The organism is Halalkalibacterium halodurans (genome assembly GCF_005671335.1).
Taxonomy (GTDB): Bacteria; Bacillota; Bacilli; order Bacillales; family Bacillaceae_D; genus Halalkalibacterium; species Halalkalibacterium halodurans.
Map to the genome: position 1 here is coordinate 1,010,146 of NZ_CP040441.1, position 12,871 is coordinate 1,023,016.

Annotated in this window: 16 protein-coding genes; 10 read left to right on the forward strand and 6 right to left on the reverse strand. The window is 43.1% G+C overall.

Going from position 1 to position 12,871, the window contains the following annotated elements:
* The first annotated feature begins 8 nt into the window (after positions 1-8).
* Positions 9-419: a DUF3139 domain-containing protein gene (locus FED51_RS04900; protein ID WP_053432596.1), complete on the forward strand. Its 411-nt coding sequence runs from the start codon at positions 9-11 to the stop codon at positions 417-419.
* A 54-nt stretch (positions 420-473) separates the two neighbouring features.
* Here FED51_RS04900 and FED51_RS04905 read toward each other — a convergent pair whose 3' ends face one another.
* The 4 genes from FED51_RS04905 to FED51_RS04920 all read right to left on the reverse strand — a co-directional run bounded on the left by FED51_RS04905 (position 474) and on the right by FED51_RS04920 (position 3,343).
* Complete coding sequence (locus tag FED51_RS04905; protein WP_010897106.1) at positions 474-809, reverse strand: hypothetical protein; 336 nt, start codon at positions 807-809, stop codon at positions 474-476.
* Between the two features lie 55 nt (positions 810-864).
* Positions 865-1,833, reverse strand: coding sequence for an NADPH:quinone reductase (locus tag FED51_RS04910; protein WP_053432597.1), 969 nt, complete (start codon positions 1,831-1,833; stop codon positions 865-867).
* A 17-nt stretch (positions 1,834-1,850) separates the two neighbouring features.
* Positions 1,851-3,008 (reverse strand): LL-diaminopimelate aminotransferase, encoded by a 1,158-nt coding sequence (locus FED51_RS04915; RefSeq protein WP_053432598.1) that lies wholly within the window; start codon positions 3,006-3,008, stop codon positions 1,851-1,853.
* Between the two features lie 113 nt (positions 3,009-3,121).
* The gene (locus FED51_RS04920) at positions 3,122-3,343 is read right to left on the reverse strand and encodes a hypothetical protein (protein ID WP_053432599.1); all 222 of its coding nucleotides are present in this window, start codon (positions 3,341-3,343) and stop codon (positions 3,122-3,124) included.
* A 95-nt stretch (positions 3,344-3,438) separates the two neighbouring features.
* Between FED51_RS04920 and fabL the strand changes: the two genes are divergently transcribed.
* The 4 genes from fabL to FED51_RS04940 all read left to right on the forward strand — a co-directional run bounded on the left by fabL (position 3,439) and on the right by FED51_RS04940 (position 7,360).
* Positions 3,439-4,188, forward strand: coding sequence for an enoyl-[acyl-carrier-protein] reductase FabL (gene fabL / locus FED51_RS04925; RefSeq protein ID WP_010897110.1), 750 nt, complete (start codon positions 3,439-3,441; stop codon positions 4,186-4,188).
* A gap of 62 nt (positions 4,189-4,250) precedes the next feature.
* Positions 4,251-4,457, forward strand: coding sequence for a gamma-type small acid-soluble spore protein (locus tag FED51_RS04930; protein ID WP_010897111.1), 207 nt, complete (start codon positions 4,251-4,253; stop codon positions 4,455-4,457).
* 439 nt (positions 4,458-4,896) lie between these two features.
* Entirely contained in the window at positions 4,897-5,424 is a 528-nt protein-coding gene (ntdP, locus tag FED51_RS04935) for a nucleoside tri-diphosphate phosphatase (protein WP_010897112.1), read from the forward strand.
* A gap of 190 nt (positions 5,425-5,614) precedes the next feature.
* On the forward strand, positions 5,615-7,360 hold the full coding sequence (locus tag FED51_RS04940) for an ABC transporter ATP-binding protein (RefSeq protein ID WP_053432621.1): 1,746 nt from the start codon (positions 5,615-5,617) through the stop codon (positions 7,358-7,360).
* Positions 7,361-7,508: 148 nt separating this feature from the next.
* Here FED51_RS04940 and FED51_RS04945 read toward each other — a convergent pair whose 3' ends face one another.
* Together FED51_RS04945 and FED51_RS04950 are read right to left on the reverse strand one after the other, a co-directional pair.
* Positions 7,509-8,591 carry an aromatic acid exporter family protein gene (locus tag FED51_RS04945; RefSeq protein ID WP_010897114.1) on the reverse strand — a complete coding sequence of 361 codons (1,083 nt, stop codon included), beginning with the start codon at positions 8,589-8,591 and terminating at the stop codon, positions 7,509-7,511.
* Positions 8,592-8,822: 231 nt separating this feature from the next.
* A complete protein-coding gene (locus FED51_RS04950; protein ID WP_053432600.1) occupies positions 8,823-10,127 on the reverse strand; it encodes a glutamate-1-semialdehyde 2,1-aminomutase in 1,305 nt (434 codons plus the stop codon).
* Between the two features lie 162 nt (positions 10,128-10,289).
* On the opposite strand from FED51_RS04950, the gene FED51_RS04955 reads away from it, so the two are divergent.
* From FED51_RS04955 to bcp, 5 genes are all read left to right on the forward strand, one after another.
* On the forward strand, positions 10,290-10,613 hold the full coding sequence (locus tag FED51_RS04955; protein ID WP_010897116.1) for a helix-turn-helix domain-containing protein: 324 nt from the start codon (positions 10,290-10,292) through the stop codon (positions 10,611-10,613).
* A 263-nt stretch (positions 10,614-10,876) separates the two neighbouring features.
* Positions 10,877-11,176 carry an autorepressor SdpR family transcription factor gene (locus tag FED51_RS04960; RefSeq protein WP_053432601.1) on the forward strand — a complete coding sequence of 100 codons (300 nt, stop codon included), beginning with the start codon at positions 10,877-10,879 and terminating at the stop codon, positions 11,174-11,176.
* 18 nt (positions 11,177-11,194) lie between these two features.
* A complete protein-coding gene (locus FED51_RS04965) occupies positions 11,195-11,788 on the forward strand; it encodes an SdpI family protein (RefSeq protein ID WP_134229853.1) in 594 nt (197 codons plus the stop codon).
* A 105-nt stretch (positions 11,789-11,893) separates the two neighbouring features.
* The gene (locus FED51_RS04970; RefSeq protein ID WP_010897119.1) at positions 11,894-12,319 is read left to right on the forward strand and encodes an ion channel; all 426 of its coding nucleotides are present in this window, start codon (positions 11,894-11,896) and stop codon (positions 12,317-12,319) included.
* A 78-nt stretch (positions 12,320-12,397) separates the two neighbouring features.
* Positions 12,398-12,862, forward strand: coding sequence for a thioredoxin-dependent thiol peroxidase (gene bcp, locus FED51_RS04975; RefSeq protein ID WP_010897120.1), 465 nt, complete (start codon positions 12,398-12,400; stop codon positions 12,860-12,862).
* Positions 12,863-12,871: the final 9 nt, after the last annotated feature.

Genomic DNA, 12,871 nt, shown 5'->3' on the forward strand with positions numbered 1-12,871 from the left:
CAACGTATATGAAAAAGAAAATAATCTTTCTATTGATTAGTCTCATAGTAGTCACATTTATTGCGGTCCCATTTGTTTTGATTTACATCTTGAATCACGGCAACCCGTATGAAAAATTTATCGTAACGAAAAATGTCTCTACACATCTTGAAGCGATGGGCTATACAGATGACGATCTATTGAATCAATCCTATATAGAGCCAAAATATTTAATCAACGATAGTGTATATCATGGGCATTACAAGGTCGTTTTCGCGGACGAGCCTCACCTGGAATACTTGTACGGAGTGACGAAAAGAGATAAGGAGGTCGTTCAATTTTGTGAAAAGGAAACGTTTATTGAAGAATCTTCCTATTGGGAGAGGACGACGGAAAAAACAAATCATAGTGAGGATGAATGTACGGACTATATGAACTAAATGCTGCAGTAGATTTATCTCATGAAAAAAACCTCGCAAAAACGAGGCTTTTCATCATTGATCGTCATTTACTAAGTGAATTTCTTGAATCTGTCTTTTCGTCTCGTCAGTTCCGTATTTATAAATCGCTTCATAGACGTCATTGAGACTAGATTGAAGGTCATCTTTGTCTTGATCCACCTTCTCATCATCAAAGTGGCGGAACGAAAACATATTGCCTAACTCCATATCATGCTTTTGCGCGCTATGAAGAAGCTGCTCCAATGCTTCCTTTTCTGTAGGGGTCACACGCACTTCATATTCGATCATTTGTCCGTCGTTAGCTGGTGTTGCACTTAACGTATCCATGCTAATCGGATTTAGATTGACGTAATAAGTCTCTTTCTCCAAATGAAACGCCTCCTTCCTCCGCTTTTATCATTAGTGTGCGAAGGAGAGGAAGGTTTTAATCCTCGTGCGACAAAATGATTCTCCCTTGATAGGTCTTGGCTTCAAGCGCGCGATGGGCATGAGCCGCTTCATCGATGGGAAAAACCTTTCCAATATAGGCGGATAGTTCCCCTTGTTCAAAGCCTTCAGCGATCTCTTTCCCTGCTTGGCGGAGAACGTTTTTAGGGGCTGTGAACACAAGGACGCCGATTAACGAAGCATGCTTCATATTAAGCTGGCGCCATAAAAGAGGCGGTGTATTATCAACAGGAGAGCCGATTGCAACAATTCGTCCACCAGTCGTAAGGACGTCAAAATCTTGGGCCATGTTTTCACTAAGAGACATATCTAAAATGAGAGGAACCCCTTGCCCATTCGTTGCTTTGCCTACTGCGTCCACTACGCTTTCCTCTTTATAGAAAATCACCTGATCAGCCCCGGCTTGTTTAGCAATTTCCCCTTTCTCACGGTCACCGGCAGTCGTAATGACGGTGGCGCCTGCTCGCTTTGCGAGTTGAATCGCAGCATGACCAACGGCTCCTGAGCCTCCATAGATGAGGACGGTTTCCCCTTTTTGTAACCGTCCGCGATCAAACAATGATAGATGGGCGGTCATAAACGTCATAGCTAACGCGGCACCTTCCTCATAGCTGACCGATTTTGGAAGCGGAAAGAGCAGGTGCTCTGGAATGAGGGCATACTCGGCGGAGGCTCCCTTTATGTTTGTCGCCCACACGCAGTCACCGACCTTCCAGTTTTGTATGTCAGATCCTATTTCGACAATTTCTCCCGCTACATCAAAGTGAGGAATGTGTGGAAACTGTTCAACTTGGCGGATGCCCTTACGAAAATACGTATCGACGGGGTTTATGCCGCTTGCTTTTACGTTGATAAGGACGTCGGTAGGTCCAATCGTCGGTTTTGGCACGTCCATGACTTTCAATACACTCGGATCTCCGTATTGTTCATATACAACTGCCTTCATCAGAAACACTCCTTTGTTTAGAGAATTTGCGCTAGTTGATTTGCTGCCTTCCGTAGCTCGGTCTCTGGTTGAACGAGAGCCATTCGAACATACCCTTCTCCTTCATTTCCGAAAGCATGACCTGGCGTAACAATGACACCGGCATGCTCCATCGCATGTTTGACAAACGACATGGCATCTCGCCCATCATCAGGAATTTTAGCCCAAATGAACATACCGCCCCCAGGCTTAGACACTGTCCAGCCATTCAGTTGAAGCGCTTCTACAAATGTGTTCCGCCTTTTTTCATACAGTTCTCTTTGAGTTTCTAAAAACGCATCACCATGTTCTAGTGCTTCAATGGCCCCATACTGGACAGGCAGAAACACGCCATAATCAAGGTGAGATTTTAGTGCAGCCAACGGTTGGAGAATCGATTCAGCTCCGATGGCATAACCGATTCGCGCTCCTGCAATGTTGAAGCTTTTCGACAGGGAATTAAATTCTATCGCTGTTTCAAAAGCACGTGGAACAGAAAAAATACTTAAGGCTTCTCGTTGATCAAATAGTAATTCGGAATAAGCATAGTCATGAACGATCAGGATGTTATGCTTGATGCCAAAGGCAACCAGTTTTTCAAAATAGGCCGCATCTGCCATTGCCGCGGTTGGATTACCGGGATAGTTGACAATCATTAGCTTTGCTCTTTGCTTCACATCGTCTGGTAACGTCTCCACATCGAACATAAATTGATTCGCCTCATTGAGAGGATACGTGTAGAGCTCGGCACCAGCAATATGAGCACTCGCAGCATAAATCGGATACCCAGGATCAGGAGCTAGAAGCAGGTCACCGGCATCTACATATGCAAGGGCGAGATGGGCAAGGCCATCTTGAGAACCCATAAGAGAAAGAACTTGACGTGGATTTACATTCACTTGATAACGTCGCTGATAAAATTGAGCCACCGCTTCATGAAAAGCGGCTAATCCAGTAATGGCATACCCGTATTGATTCGGGTTTGAAACATAAGCGTTCATCTTCTGTAAGACAAAATGTGGAGGTGGTAGATCTGGGCTACCGATACTTAGGTCAATAAGTTCACGTCCGTCTTGCTTGTAGGCTTCCTTCATGTTTGCAAGCTCTGTAAAAACACTTGTTGCAAGCGGAGCTAGCCTCCGTGATGGTTTAATCATAAAGACACTCCTATTCTAACGGTAGCTTCTCTCCTTCATTTTAACGGATGGGGTGAGAAATGCCTATAAAAAGAAAAGAGGTCGCAACGCGAATGCGCTGCAACCTTGTGAAGTTAATCCGGATGGATTTGTGAGCCTTGAGTCCAAGTGGCATCTTGCTTCAAGCCACCCCGCCGTTCGATTTCTTCGATAATTTCACGGTGAATGGTGGCTCCCTCTGCATTTAAATACGGCATCATTTGTTGCAAACCGTGGTGGAAGTATGCAAGCTCCTTATCAGTCCATTCCGTTTTTTTCATCATCGACAATTCCGTCATATCTCTGCCAACATACATCTGTTCCGCCTCCTTTTAGTCTGTATTAGTCTGCCTGTTCACTCGTTTCGCTATACGATATAATGAAGTGATGAATTGAAAGAGGAGTGAAACAAATGGAACGAAAAGTGGCCCTCGTAACAGGAAGCAGCCGCGGAATTGGTAAAGAAATTGCTTTGCGTTTAGCTGATCGTGGCTATGATCTCGTCATTAATTATGCGAGAAGCAGAAAAGCTGCGGAAGAAACGGCAGCGGAAATCGAACAAAAAGGCGTAAAAGCATTGATTGTAAAAGCAAATGTGGGAAAGCGGGATAAAATTGAAGAGCTATTTGCCCAAATTGATGATACATATGGTCGTTTAGATGTTTTTGTAAACAATGCCGCTTCAGGAGTTCTACGCCCGCTCATGGAATTAGAGGAAAGTCATTGGGATTGGACGATGGACATCAACAGCAAAGCCCTGTTGTTCTGTGCTCAGGAAGCTGCTAAGCGAATGGAGAAAAACGGCGGTGGGAAAATTGTTAGCTTAAGCTCGTTAGGGGCGATTCGCTATTTGAAAAACTACACGACAGTCGGGGTGTCAAAAGCTGCTGTAGAGGCGCTTACCCGTTACCTCGCAGTAGAACTTGCGCCAAAAAACATTGTCGTCAATGCAGTTTCGGGTGGTGCCGTTGATACGGATGCGCTCACGCATTTCCCGAATCGTGACGAGCTATTAGAAGATGCAGCTAAACGCACACCCGCAGGCAAAATTGTTGAGCCAAGTGACTTAGCGAATGCAGTTCTTTTCCTCCTCTCAGAGGAAGCGTCCATGATTCGCGGACAAACATTAATTGTTGATGGCGGAATTTCTTTGCTCACATAAAAAATTTTTTGGATAAAACGGATATCACCTGGACACCTTAACTACCGTGGAGGTGATACCGAATGAACAACAAGCGCCAACAACAACCGCAAGCTTCTAAAACAAACGCTCAAGAAGTAAAGCGTCAAAACCAAGCTTCTGAGCAAAACGCTGGCTTTGCTACGGAATTTGCTAGCGAAACAAACGCTCAAGAAGTGAAGCAACAAAACCAGCAAGCAGAAGCGAAAAAGCAACAACAAGCTCAACAAAATCGTCAACAAAACCAATAAAGGTTTCTTGTCTAGGAAGAAAAGAACGCGCTCTCTACAACCGAGTAGAGAGCGTGTTTCTTTTTTACATGAAGCATGAAGTTTGTCTTTTTGCTTTCGCAACCAATAAGTAATAAGAAAACCAACAGCTTCAGCATAAACTAAAGTTGTTCAATACTTGAACAGGGAAGACCCGTTCTTTGTCATCAAAGAACGTACTATAAATGAAGTGATAAATGATCAATATGTACATAAAGATATGTAGGTGTACCGAGTGTCTAAGTTTAAATAAAAAGGGGCAAAGTGGTAAAGGGCATAGAAAGCGACTCTTAACGTTTCAAAATAAGAAAGAAACAGGTATAATAAAAAGGATAGAAAAAGTTGCTATAGTTTTTGTTGAACGGTTAAGAAAGGAGCGTAGGCTCCTGACGTCCAAAAATTGAATAGGAAGGAGTCGATCATGAATTTTCCCAAAGTTGGCAGCAAGATCCAAATACAGAGCTATAAGCATAACGGATCGATTCATCGCATTTGGGAAGAAACCATCGTGCTTAAAGGGACGTCAAAGGTTGTGATCGGAGGAAATGACCGAATTCTTGTGAAGGAATCAGATGGCCGTCATTGGCGAACACGTGAGCCTGCCATTTGTTATTTTGATTCGGAACAATGGTTTAATACGATCGGCATGATTCGAGCGGATGGCATTTACTTTTACTGTAACCTCGGAACCCCGTTTACGTGGGATGAAGAAGCGCTAAAGTATATTGACTACGACCTTGATATTAAAGTGTTTCCTGATATGACCTTTAAGCTGTTAGATGAGGATGAGTATGCGATGCACCGGAAGATGATGAAATATCCACCGGAGATCGATCGGATTTTGCAGCGTAGTGTCGATGAATTAGTATCATGGATCCATCAACGAAAAGGGCCTTTTGCGCCGCAGTTTGTGGAAAGCTGGTATGAACGATTTTTGCAATACCGTTAGGGGAAGCCTGGAAGCAGGCTTTTCTTTCATTTTACACTAGCCTATGGATGATTTTAACGTGAGTAGATGGCCGATTAAACTTGTAAGTGCGCCCTACGTGATTGTCATCATGAAGTATCGTTCTATCGTATAACCATAGGAAAGAGCTTACCTTATCATAGGCATGGTTTAGAAGAAAGTGGTGGTAACACTGGAGAGCATACGTCGATATTTATTGTTTGTCCGTCCTTATTGGAAACAGATTTTTATCACGATTATTATTGGTTTATTGAAATTTGGCATTCCGTTATTGATTCCGCTACTCGTAGCATACATCATTGATGGAATCATTTTTGCTGAACAAATGACGAACGAGGAGAAATTCTCGGCTCTATTTACAGTCATGGGCGGGATCTTTTTTATTTTCATCGTTTTGCGCCCACCGATTGAGTACTATCGCCAATATTTTGCCCAATGGATCGGCAATAAAATTCTTTATGATATTCGTGACCATTTGTTTACACACATTCAAAAGCTAAGCCTTCGCTTTTACTCAAATCGAAAAGTGGGGGAAATCATCTCCCGAGTCATCCATGATGTGGAGCAGACAAAGACCTTTGTCATGACAGGATTAATGAACATTTGGCTCGATATGTTCACAATCATTATTGCTCTAGCGATTATGTTTTCGATGAACGCGTGGCTGACGTTAGTGGCGATTGCCATGTTTCCGTTTTACGGATTTTCGATTAAGTATTTTTACGCGAAGCTTCGTCATTTAACAAGGGTAAGGTCTCAAGCGCTCGCGGATGTTCAGGGACATCTGCATGAGCGGGTCCAAGGGATGAGCGTCATTCGTAGCTTTGCCCTCGAAGATTACGAACAGACGCAATTTGCCAAGCGAAATGGCACATTTTTAAATCGGGCGATCGATCATACGAAATGGAACGCGAAAACTTTTGCTGTAGTTAACACTGTGACAGACATCGCCCCACTACTCGTGATTTTTGTAGCTGCCTGTTTTGTCATTAACGGGGAATTAGAAGTCGGGGCAATGACCGCGTTTGTCTTGTACATGGAACGTCTCTACAACCCGCTCCGCCGCTTGGTCAACTCGTCGACGACACTAACGCAATCGATCGCGTCAATGGATCGAGTCTTTGAGTTCATTGATGAAAAATACGATATTGTCGACAAAGAAGGGGCTGTGAAGCTTGAGGAAGTCCACGGAGATGTGACCTTCGACCATGTGTCCTTTTCATATGAAAAAGAAGAAGCACCTGCGCTGAAAGACGTACACTTTCACGTAAAGCGAGGAGAGACCGTCGCATTTGTCGGGATGAGTGGCGGCGGGAAAAGTACACTCATCAGCTTAATTCCTCGTTTTTACGATGTAAGCAGTGGACGAATTTTGATCGATGGTCATGACATTCGTGACTATCAAGTGCGCAGCTTACGGGATCAAATTGGGATGGTACTGCAAGAAAATATTCTTTTCAGTGATTCTGTGCGGATGAACATTTTAATGGGGAAACCTGACGCTACGGAAGAGGAAGTCATCGCGGCCGCAAAAGCAGCCAATGCTCATGACTTTATTATGAATCTGCCGAACGGCTATGATACCGAAGTGGGAGAACGGGGCGTGAAGCTGTCAGGGGGGCAGAAGCAACGGGTCGCGATCGCGCGAGTGTTCTTGAAAAACCCGCCGATTCTCATTTTTGATGAAGCAACATCGGCCCTTGATCTAGAGAGTGAACATTACATTCAGGAAGCGATGGAAAAGCTTGCGAAAAACCGTACGACCTTTATCGTCGCCCATCGGCTGTCAACGATTACCCATGCCGATCGAATTATCGTGGTTGAAAATGGTGAGATTGTCGAGAGTGGCACCCATGATGAACTTATGTCCTGTAATGGCGTGTACAAAAAGCTGTTTGAGGTCCAGAACTTAGATTAACCAAATCAAAGCGGAGGAGTCGGAATGACCCTTTCACTTTGTTGGTATGAAAAGGGGATCGGCTGAACGGGATGATTGCTTCGATCCCTACATACAGAGCAGTTGATATCTAAAAACCTCCTGCCGACAATGCAGGAGGTTTTTATGTTCATTCGTCCATTTCATTAATTTGGACTTTGTTCGCTTTTTGATGGTAATTGAAAAAGCTATCGACGAGGTGGTCTAAATGCTCAAGCTGTTCTTGATATTCAATTAGTTGAGAAATCGCTGGCAGCAAGTGGGACCAAGCGTCAGCATCCACATTGTCATCCTGATAATGTGCCATGAAAGCGTCTGTTAAAGCTGACTTCCCTTCGTTCAATTCATCGTTAATTTGATGATCACATTGTGGACTAACCTTTCCGATATAACGGAGCAAAATCCGATCATGATACGTCGTCAACAAATGGAGTTGATTTTCGATCAACGCTTGGGTTTCATCCGGTAGGTAGTGCAAGTAATCAGAGCGACGCTCAAGATTTTTTAGTACGGTGAACGCTTTTTTCGTTGTCGCCACCATTTGTCTGAACAGCACGATCTTTCTCGCTTTCGCATAGCGGGTGCGGATGAAATAATTCCGCTCTTCCTTATAAAAAAGGTAAAGCTGATCAATTTTTATTAAATTTTCATTCAAACGCGATAAATCCTTTTTTAGTGATTGTGGATTTGCATCACGGCGAATGAAAAGCATCAACCATTGGATAATATCCTCCGTATTTTTTACGATTTTATGATACAGCTTCGTCTCATACCGCGGAGGGATAAACACAAGGTTTACGAGAAAGGCGGAAACGACCCCAAGCATTATCAGTAGAAAGCGATCGGTGGCAAAATCAACAAAATTCTCGACCGGGCTTTCCATAATAACAATGATCGTCACAAGTGCAATTGAGATTGTCGATGTATCTAATTTAAGCTTTAAGATTAGGGCGATGGTGATGACAATGACGACGGCGATGACAAACGGTTCGTGCCCAAAAGTCACAGCAAAAATGACAGCAATAATCGCGCCAATGACATTTGCTTGAACTTGATCCAAAATCGTCTGGAATGTCCGATAGATGGACGGTTGGACAGCAAATGCCGCGGTTAGTGCAGCAAAGACCGGTGAATCGAACTGTAGCCAAATCGCCAAGTAAAGGGATAACATAACAGCAAGACCCGTCTTAAAAATACGAGCTCCGAGTTTCATTTTTATTCAAATATCCTCGCTTTCGAAGAGAAAACTTAGTTGTGGTTCACCTATATTCACAGGTGAGGAATTGGTAACGAACGTACTATACACTGTATGAGAAAGAGAATCAAGGGGGTATTGACGATTTTCTTGTGAAGAAAAGTAAAATTTTCCCGAGAAGTAGTGGTGAGAGGTGCATGTTACGAAAAAATAATCCCCTCTGTGCGTTTACAAAGGGGATTCACCTTTTTAATGATAGCCTTTGGCAGCCATCACTGAAAAGGCATGATCAACTGCCTGAAGGGTCTTTTTAATATCCTCATCAGTATGAGCAATCGTTAAAAACCATGCTTCATACTTTGAAGGAGCTAGGTTTATTCCTTGATTTAACATCTCTTTGAAAAAGAGTGAGAATTTTTCTCCGTCTGATCGTTCTGCTTGCTCGTAGCAAGTGACTGTCTCATCGGTAAAATAAACCGTGAGCGCTCCTTTAAGCCGGTTGATGGAAATCGTGATGCCGTGGGCTTCCGCATGGGCTTTAATCCCTTTTTCAAGAATTGCCCCTTTCCGGTCCAACTCATCATATAAGCCTTCTTCTTGAAGAACTTCCAGGCATGCGATTCCGGCGCTCATTGAAGCTGGATTTCCTGCCATCGTTCCTGCTTGGTATGCTGGTCCAAGGGGAGCCACTTTCTCCATAATATCGATGCGCCCGCCATAGGCACCAATCGGCAAGCCGCCACCGATAATTTTTCCTAAGGCTGTCATGTCAGGCTCGACCCCAACATAGTTTTGCGCGCCTCCATACATGAAACGAAAAGCAGTGATCACCTCATCATATATGACCAAAGCACCAGCATTGTGAGCAAGCTCATTCACACCTTCGAGGAACCCTTCATGAGGTTCAACAATCCCAAAATTGCCGACGATTGGTTCAACTAAAACGGCTGCCACTTCTTCACCCCAATGATCGAGCGCCTCCTTTAAGGAATCAAGCTGATTAAAAGGAACGGTGATAACTTCTTCGGCAATGTTTTTCGTGACACCAGCAGAATCGGGTGTTCCTAACGTAGAAGGTCCAGACCCTGCAGCAACGAGAACCAAATCGGAATGGCCGTGGTAACAGCCAGCAAATTTAATGATTTTATCGCGGCCTGTATATGCTCTTGCTACACGGATGGTCGTCATAACAGCCTCTGTTCCAGAGTTCACAAAACGAACTTTTTCTAAGGAAGGAATCGCTTGTTGGAGCATGCTAGCAAACTGGTTTTCTAGCTTTGTCGGTGTTCCATAGAGCACGCCGTTTTCCGCTGCTCGCTGAATCGCGTTCGTAATATGGGGATGAGCGTGCCCTGTAATAATTGGGCCATAAGCGGCCAAGTAGTCAATATATTGATTTCCGTCTACATCCCAAAAGTAAGCGCCTTTTGCCTTTTCCATAAAAACAGGCGCTCCACCGCCTACTGCTTTGAACGAACGGGAGGGGCTGTTCACACCCCCGACAATCAAGGATTGTGCTTTTTGAAACAATGATTCTGATCGAGAACGATTCATGTTCTGACCTCCAAATTTATAATGTCTGTCTGTATCTAACCATAAGTAAAGGAAGGAAAGCAATAACATTGACAAGCTATCAAAATATTCATTATTAATTGTAAAATTAGTGTTATTCAGTTATAATGGAAAAAATTAATATTTTTGGGAGTTGACGTAGGCATGAGTACGCTCCAGTATATTGGTTCACAAATCCGTAGTCTTCGGAAAGGAAACAAATGGACGTTAAGTGAATTGTCGAAGCGTAGTGGTGTAACATTAAATTATTTAGCCCAATTGGAGCGAGGTGAAGTCAATGTAAGCGTAAATAAGTTGGACAAGGTATTACAGGCTTTGAATGTGGAATGGTCTTTGGTTGTACCCTCTCCTTATGATACAACGCCTTTGAAAGCAGCACTTATAAAAGAATGCATGGAATTAGAAGATGAAAAACACCTGCACATAGCTTTATCTTTAGTAAAAGAGCTTAGAAGGTTTGAAAGCTAATCGTTGACGGCGGGTGAGGAATGAAACAGGAACAGACGAATCGTATTATTTGGACGCATAGACCCTTTTTCCTCAGTCAAGCAGGAAGTGTTCAACTCCTTCTACTTCGTTCATCCCTCACTTTTTTTCTTCCAACAGTGAGTGCAACTCTTTAAAATGATTTCTTTTAATAATTATTTTTTAAAAAAGGTTCACAATCTAAGGAAATTTGTGTATCCTTTATTTAAGTAATTGCTTAAATAATTAAATGAGAGGGTGGAATCGTGAATCCTTCTATTTACAAAGCGCTGGCCGACATGAATCGGCGAAAAATATTGGATCTGTTAAATGAGGGTGACAAAACAGCGGGCGAAATTGCTGATCAATTTGATATGAGCAAACCTGCTATTTCTCAGCATCTAACCGTGTTGAAAAACGCTGAGCTCGTTCATGCAGAAAAAAAAGGCCAGTACGTTTACTACTCATTAAATACATCCGTGCTTCAGGAAATGGTGAAATGGCTGATGCGATTTACAGAAAAAGAAGGTCGTCAACCTACTGGGATAGAACCGAAAAAAACATAAATGAAAGGCGGAGAAAAGGTGAGACAACAATTAATGGCTATACTAATTGGAGCATCGTTCATTTGGGGAGTGTACGTATATTTATTTCAACTAGCCGGAACAGAGGCCGGGTTTTATGGTGTGGTGACAGCGTTTCTTCATCCGTTCATCATGGTGCTGTTATGGATCAATGTGCTCATTTTACCAAGGATAGAAACATTGAAGCCTTTTTACGAACGGTATAAAAAAGGAATGGAGAATATCTTTTTGTGCGTATTGTCCGTTGTTTTTTCGATACACGGTGTGATCCTTTTAAACGTTTCCGGGTATGATTTAAACCTTTTGCTACTTGTTCCGCTCAGTGTAGGCATTGTTACAATGACAGCTGCAAATACATTGCCGAAGTTTGTCGTGCCAATAACCGATGAAAGCTCCCTATCGTCTCTTTCATCCAAACGTTGGAATCAATTGATTCGACCGGTGGCAGCTAAGATGTTTATCGGTGGACTGATGATGATCGCAACCGTCTTCCTTCCAGAATCGATGATGCTAACTTGTTTCTTTGGGGTTTTAGCCTTTGTGATTGTAACGATCATTTTCCGTTCACACAAAGTGTTAAAACATGGCGCGTAACTTCATGGAAGGATAACGCTACCCCTGTTTCCTTGCAGACATAAATCCAAAAGGCAATTGTCTAAAAAGTTGCCCAAGTCCATATATATGACTGAGGTGTTTTTTATGGAGCAATTGCTGTTAGCTGGAGCTATGATTATGGCAGGGGTGGCGATCTTTTTAAGTGTTGTCCTCCTCGTTCGTTATTTCTCCCAATCGGGGATTTATCGCTTTTCGATCAATCATTTAACCATGCTTATTTTCGTTTACACGACGGTCATTCTCGCCTTTGCTGTCGTTTATTTATCGTTATCGCTTCAAGGTTTTCAAGTCATTCAAGCTGTAGATTTCCGTTCGATGGCATCGGTTTGGGACATTATCGAGACAACGGTTTATTTTAGCGGAGTCACTTTGCTAACGGTTGGTTACGGGGATTATGTTCCGATAGGGATTGGACGCTACGTTGCTTTGCTGCAAGCATTGCTCGGGTACTTACTCCCAGCTGCTTTTGTTGTGTCGACGGTCATGATGCGAGAAAAGCACTCACAATAGTTGTCAGAAGGAGCAAGTTTCGTTACGCTTAAATTGGAGACTATAGAAGCAAAACGATACTCTAGGAGGAATGATTTCATGTTAGAAGGAAAACAAGCACCTGATTTTTCACTTCCAGCTAGTAACGGAGAAACAGTATCATTATCCGATTTTAAAGGTAAGAACATTGTGCTCTATTTCTACCCAAAAGATATGACACCAGGATGCACAACAGAGGCGTGTGATTTTCGCGATCGGGTTGAAGATTTTAAGGGGCTAAATACCGTAATTCTAGGCGTAAGTCCAGATCCAGTGGAAAGACATAAAAAGTTTATCGAAAAATACAGCTTGCCCTTTTTGCTTTTGGCTGATGAAGATACGAAGGTGGCGCAGCAATATGATGTTTGGAAGCTAAAGAAAAACTTCGGCAAAGAGTATATGGGCATTGAGCGCTCAACCTTTGTGATCGACAAAGATGGAACAGTAGTGAAGGAATGGCGAAAAGTGCGTGTGAAAGACCACGTGGAAGAGGCGCTTGCCTTTATTAAAGAAAACCTTGAATAATCGATAGGA

Coding starts and splice junctions, on each gene's coding strand:
- FED51_RS04900 (WP_053432596.1), top strand. CDS start 9: ATGAAAAAGAAAATAATCTTTCTATTGATTAGTCTCATAGTAGTCACA.
- FED51_RS04910 (WP_053432597.1), bottom strand. CDS start 1,833: ATGAAGGCAGTTGTATATGAACAATACGGAGATCCGAGTGTATTGAAA.
- FED51_RS04915 (WP_053432598.1), bottom strand. CDS start 3,008: ATGATTAAACCATCACGGAGGCTAGCTCCGCTTGCAACAAGTGTTTTT.
- FED51_RS04920 (WP_053432599.1), bottom strand. CDS start 3,343: ATGTATGTTGGCAGAGATATGACGGAATTGTCGATGATGAAAAAAACG.
- fabL (WP_010897110.1), top strand. CDS start 3,439: ATGGAACGAAAAGTGGCCCTCGTAACAGGAAGCAGCCGCGGAATTGGT.
- FED51_RS04930 (WP_010897111.1), top strand. CDS start 4,251: ATGAACAACAAGCGCCAACAACAACCGCAAGCTTCTAAAACAAACGCT.
- ntdP (WP_010897112.1), top strand. CDS start 4,897: ATGAATTTTCCCAAAGTTGGCAGCAAGATCCAAATACAGAGCTATAAG.
- FED51_RS04945 (WP_010897114.1), bottom strand. CDS start 8,591: ATGAAACTCGGAGCTCGTATTTTTAAGACGGGTCTTGCTGTTATGTTA.
- FED51_RS04950 (WP_053432600.1), bottom strand. CDS start 10,127: ATGAATCGTTCTCGATCAGAATCATTGTTTCAAAAAGCACAATCCTTG.
- FED51_RS04955 (WP_010897116.1), top strand. CDS start 10,290: ATGAGTACGCTCCAGTATATTGGTTCACAAATCCGTAGTCTTCGGAAA.
- FED51_RS04970 (WP_010897119.1), top strand. CDS start 11,894: ATGGAGCAATTGCTGTTAGCTGGAGCTATGATTATGGCAGGGGTGGCG.
- bcp (WP_010897120.1), top strand. CDS start 12,398: ATGTTAGAAGGAAAACAAGCACCTGATTTTTCACTTCCAGCTAGTAAC.